Source organism: Mesorhizobium sp. M0207, assembly GCF_040321995.1.
Lineage (GTDB): Bacteria > Pseudomonadota > Alphaproteobacteria > Rhizobiales > Rhizobiaceae > Mesorhizobium.
The window spans coordinates 73837-89249 of the sequence record NZ_JAMYSQ010000025.1 but is presented as its reverse complement, the minus strand read 5'-3'; the positions used below and the strand labels follow the sequence as shown (position 1 = coordinate 89249).

Annotated in this window: 14 protein-coding genes; 6 read left to right on the top strand and 8 right to left on the bottom strand. The window is 62.6% G+C overall.

The window, feature by feature from the left end; genetic code table 11:
* On the top strand, positions 1–259 hold a 259-nt coding region (locus tag NKJ15_RS26440; protein ID WP_352818605.1), incomplete at its 5' end, for a hypothetical protein.
* 321 nt (positions 260–580) lie between these two features.
* On the opposite strand, the gene NKJ15_RS26435 is transcribed toward NKJ15_RS26440, so the two are convergent.
* Together NKJ15_RS26435 and NKJ15_RS26430 are read right to left on the bottom strand one after the other, a co-directional pair.
* The gene (locus NKJ15_RS26435) at positions 581–1831 is read right to left on the bottom strand and encodes an NAD(P)/FAD-dependent oxidoreductase (RefSeq protein WP_352818602.1); all 1251 of its coding nucleotides are present in this window, start codon (positions 1829–1831) and stop codon (positions 581–583) included.
* 10 nt (positions 1832–1841) lie between these two features.
* Positions 1842–3230, bottom strand: a complete 1389-nt coding sequence (locus NKJ15_RS26430; protein ID WP_352818600.1) for an aminotransferase-like domain-containing protein — start codon at positions 3228–3230, stop codon at positions 1842–1844.
* Positions 3231–3545: 315 nt separating this feature from the next.
* Between NKJ15_RS26430 and NKJ15_RS26425 the strand changes: the two genes are divergently transcribed.
* Genes NKJ15_RS26425 through NKJ15_RS26410 form a run of 4 tightly spaced genes read left to right on the top strand, consistent with a single transcriptional unit; the run spans position 3546 to position 7883 of the window.
* Entirely contained in the window at positions 3546–4712 is a 1167-nt protein-coding gene (locus NKJ15_RS26425; protein ID WP_502906950.1) for an ABC transporter ATP-binding protein, read from the top strand.
* 5 nt (positions 4713–4717) lie between these two features.
* On the top strand, positions 4718–5767 hold the full coding sequence (locus tag NKJ15_RS26420) for an ABC transporter substrate-binding protein (protein ID WP_352818594.1): 1050 nt from the start codon (positions 4718–4720) through the stop codon (positions 5765–5767).
* A gap of 5 nt (positions 5768–5772) precedes the next feature.
* Positions 5773–7053: an ABC transporter permease gene (locus NKJ15_RS26415; RefSeq protein WP_352818591.1), complete on the top strand. Its 1281-nt coding sequence runs from the start codon at positions 5773–5775 to the stop codon at positions 7051–7053.
* A 2-nt stretch (positions 7054–7055) separates the two neighbouring features.
* Positions 7056–7883: an ABC transporter permease gene (locus NKJ15_RS26410; RefSeq protein WP_352818588.1), complete on the top strand. Its 828-nt coding sequence runs from the start codon at positions 7056–7058 to the stop codon at positions 7881–7883.
* A gap of 698 nt (positions 7884–8581) precedes the next feature.
* On the opposite strand, the gene NKJ15_RS33065 is transcribed toward NKJ15_RS26410, so the two are convergent.
* The 3 genes from NKJ15_RS33065 to NKJ15_RS26400 form a co-directional block, all read right to left on the bottom strand.
* Entirely contained in the window at positions 8582–8935 is a 354-nt protein-coding gene (locus NKJ15_RS33065) for a helix-turn-helix domain-containing protein (RefSeq protein WP_502906947.1), read from the bottom strand.
* Positions 8936–8981: 46 nt separating this feature from the next.
* Positions 8982–9401, bottom strand: coding sequence for a hypothetical protein (locus NKJ15_RS33060; protein WP_502906946.1), 420 nt, complete (start codon positions 9399–9401; stop codon positions 8982–8984).
* A gap of 162 nt (positions 9402–9563) precedes the next feature.
* Positions 9564–9797: a DUF6429 family protein gene (locus NKJ15_RS26400; protein ID WP_352542802.1), complete on the bottom strand. Its 234-nt coding sequence runs from the start codon at positions 9795–9797 to the stop codon at positions 9564–9566.
* Positions 9798–10465: 668 nt separating this feature from the next.
* Here NKJ15_RS26400 and NKJ15_RS26395 point away from each other — a divergent pair.
* On the top strand, positions 10466–12052 hold the full coding sequence (locus NKJ15_RS26395) for an adenylate/guanylate cyclase domain-containing protein (RefSeq protein ID WP_352818586.1): 1587 nt from the start codon (positions 10466–10468) through the stop codon (positions 12050–12052).
* 144 nt (positions 12053–12196) lie between these two features.
* Here NKJ15_RS26395 and NKJ15_RS26390 read toward each other — a convergent pair whose 3' ends face one another.
* From NKJ15_RS26390 to cysN, 3 genes are all read right to left on the bottom strand, one after another.
* Complete coding sequence (locus tag NKJ15_RS26390) at positions 12197–12442, bottom strand: type II toxin-antitoxin system VapB family antitoxin (protein WP_352818583.1); 246 nt, start codon at positions 12440–12442, stop codon at positions 12197–12199.
* 234 nt (positions 12443–12676) lie between these two features.
* Positions 12677–13465 carry a 3'(2'),5'-bisphosphate nucleotidase CysQ gene (cysQ, locus tag NKJ15_RS26385; protein ID WP_352818614.1) on the bottom strand — a complete coding sequence of 263 codons (789 nt, stop codon included), beginning with the start codon at positions 13463–13465 and terminating at the stop codon, positions 12677–12679.
* Positions 13466–13475: 10 nt separating this feature from the next.
* Positions 13476–15413, bottom strand: coding sequence for a sulfate adenylyltransferase subunit CysN (gene cysN / locus NKJ15_RS26380; protein ID WP_352818581.1), 1938 nt, complete (start codon positions 15411–15413; stop codon positions 13476–13478).

The window sequence follows — 15413 nt, the reverse complement described above, 5'->3', positions numbered from 1 at the left end:
CATAGAAATTGACACTGCAAGCTCCTCGGCTCCTTGCTTCAGTGTCAGTATGTCTCGCTCATCACCTCAAGCCGCGCCAGATGGGGTCAGCTTGGCGCTTACGATCAAGATCCATGAGGTGCCGGTTGAGGACTACCCGTTGGTAGTCTCCATCGCCCGTTGGGCCAATCAGCCCCTTCACTTGCAAGCCATCACCAGCGTCAATGTCGAGGTTACCCTGCTCCTGCACGCTGTCGCGTCAGAAGCACGGCCGGATTAGCTGAATTGCGGACCCAGCCGATGTTAGCGTGGCCTACGCGTTATGAACGGGGTCCACTCCTCGTGCTGCTTTGTGCATTCCACATTACCTTTTTATGCGACTTCCAAGCACAAAGCGTGAACATCTACCCAATGGCTCTGGTGTCCCACTCGCTTAGGCAGCCAAAACCTGACAATGCTGGTGCCGCTGCTGAGGTCGCGGTTGCGCCACCCTGGCAGATGGTCTGCTTTCCGCGTGCGAGCTGACCATTGCCAAGGCAGAAAATTCACTCTCCCACCTCCGAACCCAGGCGACGTTGTCTTTTCGCAGACCGCGTGGACTTCAGGCGCCGAACCTGTCCACCGCAAAGGGTGCTATGCGCGCTGGATCGCCGCGACCAATGATCAGCTCGGCAATCAGGCGCGCCGTGATCGGCGCCAGCGTCAGGCCGAGATGGCCGTGGCCGAAAGCGTGGATCACCCTCGAGCTGCCGCGCGACGGGCCGATGACCGGGCGGGAATCGGGCAGCGATGGCCGGAACCCGAGCCATTCGGATGAAGGCTGGCCGAGTTGTGGAAAGAACTGCCTGACACCGCGATCGAGCAGCGCCAGCCGGCGCGCATTTGGCGGCGCTGCAAGTCCGCCGAGCTCGACGGTTCCGGCGACACGCAGCCGGCCGGCCATCGGCGTCATGTAGAAGCCGAGATCGACCGGACAGACCGGACGATTGAGCAGAGGCGCTTCGGTCGGAAATTCGAGATGATAACCGCGTTCGGTCTCGAGCGGAATCCTGTCGCCGGCCTGTATGGCCAACGCCCGCGATTGCGCGCCCGCGGCGATAACCACCGTGTTCGCCTTGATGTTAAAGCCGGAACCGCTGAGCCTGACACCGTCCGCCTCAACCCGCAGTCCGGTTATCTCAGCCTGCGCCACCGAAACGCCGCGGTCGGCCGCGGCATCGAGCAGCCGCCGCATCACTGTCTCGGGATCGGTGACATTCATCGAGTCGGGGAAGTACAGACCGCTGGCCCCGGTCGCGGGCAGGCCAGGCTCCAGCGCGGCCACCGCTTCCGGCGTCAGAACCTCTTGATGGACGCCAAACCCGGCGCGCAGCGCCCTGCCCCCAGCGGCCTTGGCGAAATCGCTCTCGCGGCGATACAGGTAGAGACAGCCGTTGCGGCGCAGCAGGTCTGTCAGGTCAGCCTCCTCCACCATCTCTTCCCAGGCCGGCAGGGCCTCGGCCAGTAAACCGGCGAGCGCCAGCGCATTGGCGCGGGTAGCGGCGGGAAGCGATTGCCGCACGAATTGAACCAGCCATGGCGCAAGCTGCAACAGCGCCGGCCAGCGCAAGGAAAAAGGGCTGTCGGGATCGAGAAGCAGCTTTGGCAGCGCGCGCAGCAGAGCCGGATTGCCGACCGGCATGCAGGCATATTCGGCGATCGTTCCGGCATTGCCAAACGAGGCGCCGGAGCCCGGCTCATTGGGGTCGATGAGCAGGACTTCGCAACCCTCAGCTGCGAGCCGGAGTGCAGTTGCCAGTCCGACAACGCCGGCACCGACGATGGCGATTTCGACCGTTTCCGACGCTGCCATCTTTAAATTCCTAGACGAAACCAGGCAATTGAAGATGGCCGGCAGATAACAGTTCGGCCACCGAGTTCAGGGCCGTGCGCAGATCGTCGAGCGAGCGCGCAGCGCCGACATTGATACGCACGCCGTGCTGTACCGGCTCGCGCCCAACGGCGAAGGCATCACCGGGGAGCACGGCAACGCCACGTTCCAGGCAGGTGCGAGCGAAAGCCGCGCCCCGCCACGGCTCCGGAAGGCGCAGCCAGGCGTGGGTCGAGGTTGGGTGGTTCTGGACATCGTAGCGGCCGAGGATTTCAGTGAGGATGGCCTGGCGCTGGCGCAGCTCCTGCTTCTGCGTTTCTATTATGCGCGCCGCCAGGCCCTCTTCTATCAGCCGTGCGCCGATCAGCGCCGTCAAGGGACTGATGCTCCAGCAGTTGATACGCAACGCCGCTGCGACCTGGCCGGCTATGGCGCGTGGCGCGATCACAAAACCGAGGCGCAGCCCAGGGGCAAGACATTTCGACATGGCGCCGATATGGATCGTCAGTTCGGGCTCGAGGCTGGCAAGCGACGGCAGTGGATTGTCTGCCAGGGGGCGGTAGACGTCATCTTCGATGATTAGGACGTTGTGGCGGCGGGCGACAGCTATCAGCTCGTGCCGGCGCTCTTCGGATAGCGTGATGGTCGTCGGGTTGTGCAGGGTCGGCACCAGGAAGACCGCACGTGGGCGGAGCTGCGCGCAGGCCACATCGAACGCGTCGGCCCGCATGCCGCCACGGTCCATCGCGACGCCTCTGAGGTCGAGCCCATGCACCCGGCACAGTGCATTGATGCCCTGATAGGTCACTTCGTCGGCGAGCACGACCTCGCCTTGCCTGGTCACCGCGCCAAGCACGCAATCCAGCCCATGCTGGGCGCCCGCCGCCAGCACCACGCGGCCGGGATCGCCTTCCCCCGCCACCGGTCTCATCCACTCGGCGATTGCCATCCTCGCCCAAAGCGGCCCCTCGGGCGGATGATAGTCCTGAAGCGTGGCATAGTGCCGGTCCTTCGACAGGCGCGGCAGCAGCAGCCCAAGCGCATCGAGATAGGCCGAGGTCGCAGGTCTGTTGACGGAAAGATCGATGACGCCGGTGTCGTCGCTCGGCGCTGACACGAAACCTGGCCTTTCGCCGCCATTGCGGGCCGCGACCGTTGTGCCGCGTCCGGGCCGCGCTTCGAGCAGGCCGCGCTGCTGCAGCGTCGACAGTGCGCGCGTCACCGTGGTGACATTGATGCCCAGCGCGCGGGCAATCTCGCGCTGCGGCGGCAGCCGGTCTCCAACTGCAAGTGTGCCGGCCGTGATCCGTTCCGCAATAGCGTCCGCAAGACGCCGATAGACCGGGCCTTCATCCGAAGCGAGTTGCAGGTCCTGAAGCATGCGGATTGGCGGTTTCGGTGTGTTGACGCTCTGGCTATCGGCGCATCTAGCATAAGACAATGCTCCAGACAATAGCACTTGTCCGGCAGGTATTTTTAAAATCCGGCCCGAACAATCTCACACAATCCCGAAGAAAGCCGCTTGACGGCCAAACTTGTCTGCATCTATGGTTCTTTTGCGATCGATTGTGTGAGCATACAAGTTTGGTTTGCCGCCATTGTGCGGCAGCGTCATGCGAGACCCATACATGCACGGTAAACGCCAACTCGTTTCGACATGCAGCTTCTGCCGCAGATCGACGGACTTGCGTCCGTGATGGCCGAAGCGACAGCCCTGTCGCGTGACAGCGCCGGTCCTGCACGGGCAGCCGATGCCGGCAGCCAAGGATTTGTCGAATTCATCGATGTCGAGAAATCCTATGACGGCCGCACGTTCGCGGTATCGCGGCTGAACCTCGGCGTTGCGCGCGGCGAGTTCCTCACCCTTCTTGGACCCTCCGGTTCGGGCAAGACGACGACGCTCAACATGCTTGCAGGCTTCGAACGGCCGACCAGAGGCGTCATTGCGCTTGAAGGCCGGTCGGTCGACAGGCTGCCGCCCTACGAGCGCAACATCGGCATGGTGTTCCAGAACTACGCGCTGTTTCCGCACATGAGCGTCGAGGAGAACGTCGCCTTCCCGCTCTCCGTTCGCAAGATTACCAAGACGGAAGTCGCAGCCCGCGTCGGCCGCGCGCTCGACATGGTGCGGCTGCGGCAGTTCGGCGACCGGCGGCCGGCACAGCTTTCCGGCGGCCAGCAGCAGCGCGTCGCGCTTGCCCGCGCGCTGGTGTTCGAGCCGAGCCTGGTGCTGATGGACGAGCCGCTCGGTGCGCTCGACAAGAAGCTGCGCGAGCACATGCAGCTCGAGATCAAGCAACTTCACACGATGCTCGGTGTCACCATAGTCTATGTGACGCACGACCAGAGCGAGGCGCTGACCATGTCGGACCGCGTCGCCGTTTTTAACAATGGCGGGATTGCCCAGCTCGGTTGGCCGGATGATCTCTACAACGCGCCGCAAACTTCGTTCGTCGCGAGCTTCATCGGCGAGAACAACACCCTGCTCGGCAAGGTCGAGCGCGTCTCTGGCAAGGAGTGCCGCGTCGCGCTGGACGGCGGCGGTTCGGTCACGGCGCTCGCCATCGGTGTTGCGGAGGGCGATGCCTGCCATGTCGCTATCCGCCCGGAGCGGCTGAAGCTTGCGCCCGCCTCGAACGGAGCAAATGGGCTGGCCGCCACGGTTGAAGGCCGCATCTATCTCGGCGACCACCAGCGTCTTTTGGCCCGGCTGGAAAACGGACAGGTGCTGACGGTCAAGATCGGCCCCGAAACGACCATGGGCAACGGGGGACCGGTCACGGTTTCCTGCGCGCCCAACGACTGCCGTGCCTTTCCGGCAGATGCCGCAACGGACGGTTCCATCTCGAAAACAGGGGAATAACAACAATGAAAATTACAAGAGCCCGGCTGTTCGCCTTTGCGGCAGCCACAGCATTCATCACCTCAGGACATGTCGCCTTCGCCGACGAGCTTTCGATCATGGCCAGCGGCGGCGCCTGGCAGGATGCCCAGCGCAAGGCATGGTTCGAGCCGTTCAGCAAGGAGACCGGTGCCAGGATCGTCGAGCAGGAATATCTCGGCGATCTCGGCAAGGTCAAAGCCATGGTCGACACCGGCAACGTGCCGATCGACCTGGTGACGGTCGAGACCGCGACCGTCCTGCAAGGTTGCGACGCCGGCATTCTCGAGCGCCTCGACTATTCCAAGATCGCGCCGCGCGAAAAATTCCTCGAAGGCTCCGCGCTCGACTGCGGCGTCGGCCTCGACGCCTATGGCGACGTGCTCGCCTATGATCCCAACGTGCTGAAAGAGGCGCCGACCTCGGTGCTCGACATCTTCGACACGACCAAGTTTCCCGGTAAGCGAGCGATGCGCAAGTTCCCGGCGCAGAATTTGGAATGGGCGCTGATGGCCGATGGCGTCGCGCCGGCCGATGTCTACAAGGTGCTGGCCACGCCGGAAGGCGTCGACCGCGCCTTCAAGAAGCTCGACACCATCAAGAAAGACATCGTCTGGTGGGATGCCGGCGCACAGCCGCCGCAGCTCCTTGCATCCAAGGAAGTGGTGATGACCACCGCCTGGAACGGCCGTATCCAGAACGCCATCGATAAGGATGGGGCGCCGTTCAAGATCGTCTGGAACAACCAAATCCTCGAATACGACATGATCGCCATTCCGAAGGGGGCCAAGAGTCCGGACCTGGCCTACAAGTACCTTGCCTATATCAGCCAGCCGGAAATTAACGCCAAGCTGGCCAGCTACATCACCTACGGGCCGGTGCGCACCGATGCAGCTTCCTTTGTCGCGCGGGACGCCTTGCCCAAATTGCCGAATGCGCCCGACCATATGAGCGCTTACCTGGTCGCCGACACCGAATTCTGGGGCGATTACGGCGAGGATTTGGTCAAGCGCTTCAACGCCTGGCTCGCGCAGTAGGAAAAATGACGGCGCTTGAGCCCACGAAGTTGGAACGGCCGCGCCTCGCGCGCGACCGGTCGGCCGCCGATATCAAAGCGGCGAAATCGGTCACGGCAAAACTTCGGCGCGCCGAGTTCGGCGATCGGCTGCGGTCACTGGCGCTGGCGGCGCCTTTGCTTGTGCTCCTGGCGCTGAGCTTCGGCATCCCGATCGTCCTGCTGCTATCGCGCGCCGTCTATGACCCGACGATTGCCGACGCTTTGCCGCAGACCAGCCAAGCGCTGCGCGGCTGGAACGGCGCGGGACTGCCAGGAGATGCCGCCTTCCTGGCCCTTGCCGCCGACCTCAGGGACAATCAGGCCATGGGCACGGCATATGAGCTCGCCAAAAGCCTGAACGCCCGCCTGCCCGGTGCGCGCAGCCAGGTGCTCAAGACGGTACGCCAACTTGAAGCTGCCGACAGGCCGCCGCTGGAGGTGATGAAAGCCGTGCCGTTCTGGTCGGCGCCCGGCACGTGGCCGGTCATCGAGAGCGGCACCCATAGCGTGACGTCGTTCTACCTGCTGAGCGCGCTCGATCTGCGCTGGAACGCCGATGGAGGCATTGAAAGAGTGCCGCCGCAACAGGCGATCTTCCTGCAGGTGTTCATGCGCACATTCTTCGTCGCCGCGGCGGTGACGCTGGCCACGCTGATACTGGGCTTCCCCCTCGCCTATCTCATCGCCTCGGTACCCAAGGGCCTCGCCGCCATCCTCATCGTCGCGGTGCTGCTGCCATTCTGGACGTCGATCCTGGTGCGAACCGCCGCCTGGACCGTGCTCCTGCAGAAATTCGGCCTGGCCAACGACCTGCTTTTGTGGCTCGGCATTGCCGACGACCGGCTTGACCTGATGTACAGCCGCATCGGACTGATCATCGCCATGACCCATATCCAGCTGCCGTTCACGCTGCTGCCGATCTATAGCGTTATGCGCACGATCCCGGCCTCGCAGATGAAAGCCGCCTATTCGCTCGGCGCAAAACCCTTCACCGCGTTCCGCCGCGTTTATCTTCCACAGGTTTTTCCGGGCGTCATGGCCGGTTGCCTGCTCACCTTCATTCTGTGCCTCGGCTACTACATCACGCCGGCGCTCATCGGCGGTGCAAGCGATCAGCTGATCAGCAATTTCATCGCCAACTACGTCAATGTCGAGCTGAACTGGGAGATGGCGGCAGCACTGAGCTTCATCCTGCTCGTCTTCACCCTGGCGCTGTTTGGCATCTTCGCCCGCATCCTCGGCCTCGACCGTCTCAAGCTGGTGTAGCCATGCTGCTGTCTCCCTATCCGACGACAGGCGAAAGAATCCGCATCACCCTGCTGTGGCTGTGGTGCGGCATGGTGATCCTGTTCCTGCTCGTGCCGATCCTCGTTCCCGTCCCCTTGTCGTTCAACAGCGGCGCCTTCTTCATCTTTCCGCTGGAGGGAATTTCGACGCGCTGGTACGCGGTCGTGCTTGGCACCCAACGCTGGCAATCGGCGATCGGCAACAGCCTGATCGTTGCGTTCGGGACGACGCTGATCGCGACGATACTCGGCACGTTGACAGCGATTGCGCTTTCCGACGAAAAGTTTCCCGGCCGCCGCATCGTCATGCCGCTGCTGCTGTCGCCGCTGATCGTGCCGGTGGTGATCACCGCCGTCGGCTCTTATCTGTTCTATGCCCGCGTCGGCCTGGCCAGCACCTATGCCGGCATCATCCTGGCGCACACCGCGCTCGCCAGTCCCTTCGTCGTCGTCACGGTGGGAGCGAGCCTCACCGGCTTCGACCGCAATCTGATGCGCGCTGCCGCCATCTCCGGAGCAAAGCCCATCACGTCGTTCTTCAGGGTGATGCTGCCGCTGATCCTGCCCGGCGTACTGTCAGGCGCCGCTTTCGCCTTCGTTACCTCGTTCGACGAGGTCGTCGTGGTACAGTTCCTGGCCAGCGCCAACCAACGCACCATGCCGCTCGAAATGTTCATCGGCTTGCGCGAGAAGCTCTCCCCGGCAATCACCGCCGCCGCGACCCTGATGATGGCGCTGTCTATAGTGCTCCTGGTCGTCGCCAACCTTCTGGTACGGCGTAGCCAGCGTCGGCCAAGCGCGAGCGAGTAACTCGTGGCCTTGCCGCTCCAATGTTCCCGCAGTTTATGGAAGTGTTCCCGGTCCCTGGTCGGCGATCGTCGGAAGAGACGGGATGGGCACGAGGCGGTCATTGAAAGGTCCGTTCGGGATCTTCGCCTTTGGGTCAGTTGAGACTGCAGTCCCACCTGCTTGAATGTCTGCCATCGCTTTTAGGATGGCCAGAAGCTGCAAGTCCGCTCCCGGCCGCCACGACAGCGGCTGAATTGCCGGACCATCTTGGCCGCGGATAGCGCTTGCCGATGTTCTCTCCAAGCCGCAGAAGATGCAGTCGGTAACGCAAGGTGCGACAACACGAAGGCGACTGACGCGTTGGGTGATGGCGCCGTTGGCGGCAGGACAGCGAATGGATTGAGGCCGGTCCGGTCGCCGGTGCGCGGTACGCTGCACCTCTGCGTCAACGACCCAAATGGCGCCGTCTCTCGCGTCGCAGATAGTCCTGTATCGCGACGACGGGCGACCGCCCAAGAGCGATCGGCGAGCCCGCTCCGGCGCCTCGGACACACTGTCGAGCCCTAAATCCCCATAGCCCCGCCCGCCATCCCGCGGTTCAGTTCAATCAGGCTTTAATGTAGTCGCGACCCGTGCGTACCTGCCCAATCGCGCCCGCGACTACACAGAACTCTCCAGATTCATTATGCACCTCCTTTGCAAATGGCGGCGATTCCTGGTTATCGTCGTGGATGCGACGCGGAGTATTGCGCGCCCAGTTCGGCCTTGATCCGTTCGTCTTCGAGGTCGCTGGCGCGGATCTGGTAGGGCGCGCCGCGCATGACCTGCTCGGCGGGTAAGAGGCCATCCCTGATGAACCGGCGGATTTTGACGTGCGACACGCCGAGCTTCGCGGCCGCATCCGACATAGTGAGCCACTCGCCATTCTTGTCGGACGAGTGATAGCCGCTGATCTTGTGCACCGTGCGCAGCGATTGGACGCGTCGCGCGGTCCAGGTCTTTCCCTGACCGGTCTGCATGCCCATGCGGTTGAGTGTGGCAGCGATTTCGGCATCCGACCACCGGGTTGCCATGGAGCATGATCGCCAGAGCCTCCTCAGGCGTACGCTGGCCATGCTCTCAGGATTTGGGCTTGCGAACCCGTACCTGCGAGTGCTGGCCTCCATGCCAGTGGATCGTCAAGATCACGTCGCGCGAATGGTCATCGACATCCGCCACGATGTCCTTGATGAGCGCGCGCAGCAGTTGCTGACGACAGCGCATGTCGACACCCGGCGCATTCCAGGTGGCCTTGAGATCCTGGGCAAGGCCCGTGAAGTCCGGAACCGCGTCGACAGGCTCCGCACGCTGGACTTCGCTCAGCCGGGCCTCGCAGGTCCCCACGCGCCTGAGCGTGGCTTCCCAACTCCTCTCGAGCTGGACCGCAATAAGCCGGTTCTCCGGGTCGCAGGCCGCTTCGCCGGCAGAAGCATCTTGCGGATGGTGGACCTCGCGACAATGCCGTTGATTGAGGGCCGCGGCTGCGCTGTTCTCTGCCACTGCCTTTAACAGACTGGATGCACCCGTTGGCGTAGGTGACGAATACCAATTTGTCCGCCACGGCGAGAGCACTGGCCGTCCCGCCTGCGGTCAGCGCGGCGCCGGTGTCGAAATTCAGCCATGTGCGCTATCAGCTCGCAGGCGCCCGTCCAGCGCTCAGGCTCAGGGCGCCGGGCGGGTGAACAGGGTTCGGAATAGCTCCTCAGCACGCCGCAGTCCTTCATCTGTCAGAACCACTGACTTCGCCTTGTTTGCCGGATTCGCGATCAGCCCCTTCTCGTGCAAGCGATCCAGAGCATTCCAATCCAACCCCTTCCAGGCGCGCCTCTCTTCATGCAGCGTCAGCCAAAGCAGGCCCAGAACGGCTTCGTCGATCTTGTCGGCGTCGATCTCCATGCAAGCAGTCTAACACGCGAAAAGGCCGCTGCCACGATCCACACCGGATGGTTATTCCCTGCCGCGAGCGTTCGCCTGAAAACAGGCGCCTCACTTAGGCGTCGCATCCGCGACGGAGTCATTGGGGCGCGACGAGCAGGGACGGGATTGGAGTTCATCATGATGCCTAAGCGGCCGTGGCAGCGTTGCCGCTGGCAATGAAATGCAAATTGGCGAAATCCTCGTCTTCCCTCAGGTTGCGCTTACCGCAGGCGAGCGGCGCACTATCCAGGTCCGCGTCATGCTGCCGGCAACGCGCGCCGCCCCGCCGCGGTGGCCCATTCCATAGTCGACCGACGCGCGGATACGTTTTGCGGGACGCTTTCTTTTCCGACCCGCTCTCCGACTGCAAGTCTCAACCTTGTCAGAGGTGATTTTTGACTCCTGAGCGGTTATCGCGGAGCGCATTCCGGGCCACAAGCGAGTTTGCGACATCCCCTTCACTGATTCATTGCCCGTCCAGCGCCAGAATGCGAAATCCGCTGTGAGCGGTCGGGGCTTCGCAACAACCGCTCAAGGTCGGTCCGACGTTGCAGGGCTGACCTGTTTTCATCGAGCCAAGACTGACTCTGGTACCGTGCCGGGAATGAGCTATAGTTCACATACTGAGACGGCCGGGCGCTTGCACAATGGCTGGACTGGGTGAACAGATTGCGCGTCAGCAGCGCACCATGGGACCGCTCCTGGTGGCGGCAGTGGTCATCGGCCTTGTCGGTCTGCCCGTTGCAGCCTGGCTCGACCTCCGAGACCTATCCGAACGGATGCTGCGCAGGCAAGCCAGCGAAATCAGCCGCATCATCGACGAAATGCGCGGATTCTACGGCAGCGACGTCGTGGGACGCGTGCTGCAAGCTAACGGCGCCGTGACTGCGACGCACAACTACCGGGACGTGCCAGGCGCGATCCCTATTCCAGCAACCCTCTCGATCGAACTGGGCAACCGCATCAGCGCTCATGACGGCTCGGTCAAATATCGGTTCGTCTCGGATCTGCCTTTCAAAGGTCGCGCGCCCCACCAGCTCGATGCGTTCGAGCGGAATGCAATCTTGGCTTTGCGCGCCAACCCGAAGGAGCCGATCATCGAGGTCTCGGGCTCACTGTTTGACCGGCAGGTGCGCGCCGCGGCCCCTGTCATAATGGGACAAGTGTGCGTGACCTGCCATAACTCACACCCGGACAGCCCCAAGACGGACTGGAAGGTGGGGGATGTCCGAGGGATCCAGGAGATATCAGTCAATCAGCCTATTGCTGCGAACGTGCTGACCTTCAAGTATCTGCTCCTGTATTTCGGTTTCGCTGCGGCGGCGGGCCTGACGTTCATTCTCCTGCAGCGTCGGCAGGCCGCGTTGATTCAGGGCATCAACAAGGAGCTTTCGGAGGCAAACGACTTCCTGGCCGCCATTTCATTGAAGATCGCCAAATACCTTTCGCCTCAAATCTACAAAAGCATCTTCAGCGGCCAGAAGGACGTCACCATCGCGACCGAGCGCAAGAAGCTCACGATCTTTTTCTCCGACGTCAAGGATTTCACCGCGATCGTGGAACGGCTCCAGCCCGAGGATCTGACGCTTCTCCTCAACGAGTACTTTACCGAGATGTCGACGATCGCGCTCAAACACGGCGGCACCGTCGACAAGTTCATCGGCGACGCGCTTCTTGTGTTCTTCGGAGACCCCGAGACGCAAGGCGTCGAGGAAGACGCGAGAGCCTGCTTGCGCATGGCTGTCGACATGCAGCGTCGGCTGGAGCAGTTGAACAGGGTGTGGCATGACCGCGGAGTTGAACGGCCCTTCCGAGCTCGCATGGGCATCAACACGGGCTATTGCAACGTTGGGAACTTCGGTTCCGATGATCGGATGGACTACACGATCATTGGAGCCGAGGCGAACTTGGCGGCCCGGCTGCAGTCGATTGCCGAGCCCGGCGGCATCTGCCTCAGCTATGAGACTTACGCGCTCGTGCGCGACCTTGTCCGGGCGCGTCCGTTAGCACCCATTGCCATGAAGGGGATCAGCCGGGAGGTTGTCCCCTACGAAGTCGAGGGCCTCCTGGGTGAACTCGCCCAGCGCCCTCAGGTCATCAGCGAGCATGCGACTGGTCTCGACTTGTTCCTCGATGTTGAGGCAATCGACGAGAACGGGGTGGAGCGGGCGAAGAAACGACTTTCAGAGGCGCTCCTGGCCTTAACCATCCGAAGCAAGCCCGCCGCACTTTAGGTTCTTGAACGTGATCAATCTGGACCGTGGCCAGCCAAGTAAAGTCCGGTTCAACACCGTTCAGGCGCGCCGGGTCCCGGCCAGGAGTTCGCGCATCATCCTCGTTGGTCATCAGCGCCGTCAGGGCCGAGGCGTCGGTGAACATCAGTCATTCTCGTACAGGCTGTCGCGAAACGCCTTGTCGGCGGGCCTGCCGCGATCAGGCTTGCCCCGGGCTCGCAGATCACGGCAGAACCTGACGCCGATCTCTACCAGGGACCGTCTAGCCTGTTCGCGCTCAAGCTCATGCTTGAGCGCGGCATGGACGGCCTCTGTCAGACCAGTCCTCTTAACTGCGGCGAGCCGGCGGGCCAGTGCGTCGGTCTCGGGATTTTTGATGTGGAACGCCATCACTCGCGCGTATAGCCGTTCAAGTCTATCGGTATACAGCAATTTGGATACACCCGTGTGAAGGCCCCGCAGCATCGACCGCACACGAAGCGAATCGGCCACGCCGACCCAACTGTCGGCTGGATGGGATCGTACCGCTGTTTTTACAGATCTCGAGCAGTATCTGAGGTCGCTTGCATAAGTCACGTGCAACACCCGCACTTTCGTACGGGTCTGGAACGGCGCAATCACCGTCTAGCCAAATCCAGCAGCCTTGCCGCTGGCGATAAAATGCGGGTTGGCGAAATCCTCGTCGTCACTCTGGTTGCGCTTGCCGTAGGCGAGCGGCTCACCATCCAGCGTGCGCGTCATGCCGCCGGCGGCGCGTAGCACCGCGTCACCCGCGGCCGTATCCCACTCCATGGTGCGGCCGAAGCGTGGATAGACGTCCGCCTCGGCGCCGGCGACAAGGCAGAATTTCAGCGACGAGCCGACCGAGACGATCTCGGCGGCGCCAAGCGCGCGGATATAGGCGTCGGTTTCCGGCGTGTTGTGGGAGCGGCTGGCAACGACGGTCAGCGGCACCATACCGGCCCTTGCCGAAATCGGCTGGCGATCGACGATCTCGTAGTCGTCATTGATCTCGATCGTTTCCGCTTTGCCCGGCCGGCCGGAAAAGAAGCGGCCGGTGCAAGGCGCGAAGACAACGCCGATCTCCGGCACGCCATGGCGAACCAGCGCGATGTTGACAGTGAAATCGGTCCGCCGGTTGACGAACTCCTTGGTGCCGTCGAGAGGATCGATCAGGAAGAAGGCGTCGCCGAGATCTGGCGCCATGATGCCGGCCGAAGCTTCTTCCTCGGCCACGCACGGAATCTCGGGAAATGCGGCGCGTAGCCCGGCAAGGATGATCTTCTCGCTCTCGCGATCCGCCTCCGTCACTGGCGAACTGTCCGACTTGCTGTCGACCGCACAGCCGGCACGAAAGACGCGCATCACCTCGCGCCCCGCCGCCAAGGCAAGGTGCTCGAAGACGGCGAGCATCGCTTCGTCGTCAGATACCGCCGCCGCTGTCATATTGGTCTTCGGCAATGTCCCGCTCGTTCAGCCAGTGTTCCAGGGCGTCCACCATCTCCTCGGCCGATCTGCCGAGGGTCTTGAGATGGATTTCAGGTTTTTCCGGCACCTCATAGGGTGAATCAACGCCGGTGAAGTTTTTGATCTCGCCGTTCAACGCCCGCGCATAGAGACCCTTCGGGTCGCGCCTGGCGCATTCCTCGAAGGGAGTATCGACAAACACCTCGACGAATTCGCCGTCGGCCATCAGTTCGCGCGCCATGCGCCGCTCGGCGCTGAATGGCGAAATGAACGACACGATGACGATCAGCCCGGCGTCGGCCATCAGGCGTGCCACTTCGGCGACGCGGCGAATGTTTTCGACACGATCGGCATCGGTGAAACCGAGATCGCGGTTGAGGCCGTGACGGACGTTGTCGCCATCCAGAATGTAGGTATGGCGCCCGGTGGCGAACAGCTTCTTTTCGAACAGATTGGCGATGGTCGACTTGCCCGAGCCCGAAAGCCCGGTGAACCAGAACACGGCCGGCCGCTGGTTCTTCATATCGGCGCGGGCGCGCTTGCCGACATCGAGCGACTGCCAGTGGATGTTTTCGGCGCGGCGCAGCGAATGCAGGATCATGCCGGCGCCGACCGTGGCGTTGGTGATGCGGTCGATGAGGATGAAGGCGCCGGTGGTACGGTTCTCGGCAAACGGATCGAAGGCGATCGGCGACCGCGTCGAAATGTTGCAGATGCCGACTTCGTTCATTTCAAGCGACTTGGCTGCCTCATGGGCAAAGTCGTTGACGTTGACCCGGTATTTCAGGTCGGTGACGGTGGCGCTGGTCTGGTCGGTCTCGGTGCGCAGGATGTAGGAGCGGCCGGGCAGCAGAGCGTGTTCGTCGAACCAGACGATGTTGGCGGCGAACTGGTCGGCGACCTGCGGCCGCGTTGCCGGCGACACCAGTATATTGCCGCGCGAGACTTCCACCTCGTCGTCGAGGACAAGGGTGATGGCCTGGCCGGCGATAGCCTGCTGAAGATCTCCGCCATGCGAGACGATGCGCCTGACACGGGAGGACTTGCCGGATTTCGCGACGACCACCTCGTCGCCCGGCGCAACCGATCCGGACGCTATGGTGCCGGCGAAGCCGCGGAAATCGAGATTGGGACGGTTCACATATTGGACAGGAAACCGGAACGGCAATTCGACCGCGGCCTCGTCAACCGACACGGTTTCGAGATGTTCGATCAGCGTCGGGCCGGAATACCAGTCCGTCCTATCGGAACGGCCGGTAACGTTGTCGCCGTAGCGGGCCGACATCGGAATGGGCACGATCGTCTGGAAGCCGAGCTCACGCGAGAATTGCCCGTAATCCGCGATGATCTGTTTAAACACCGCCTCGTCGAAGCCGACAAGATCGATCTTGTTGACTGCGAGCACGATGTGGCGGATGCCCAGAAGCGAGGCGATGATCGAATGCCGCCTTGTCTGGCGCAGTACGCCCTGGCGAGCATCGATCAGCACGATGGCGAGATCGGCGGTCGATGCACCCGTCGCCATGTTACGCGTGTACTGTTCGTGGCCGGGCGTGTCGGCGACGATGAACTTGCGCTTTGGCGTGGCGAAGAAGCGATAGGCGACGTCGATGGTAATGCCTTGCTCGCGCTCGGCCTCGAGGCCGTCGACCAGCAGCGCGAAATCGACATCATCGCCGGTGGTCCCGTGCTTGCGCGAATCGCGCTCGAGCGTGGCCAGCTGGTCCTCGAAAATCTGCTTGGTGTCGGAAAGCAGGCGCCCGATCAGCGTCGACTTGCCGTCGTCGACCGAGCCGCAGGTCAGGAAGCGCAGCAGCGACTTTCGTTCTTGCGCCGCCAGATAGTCGCGGACGCCGTCGGTCGGGGCGAGGCTCTTGGCCATGATGTGGCGCAT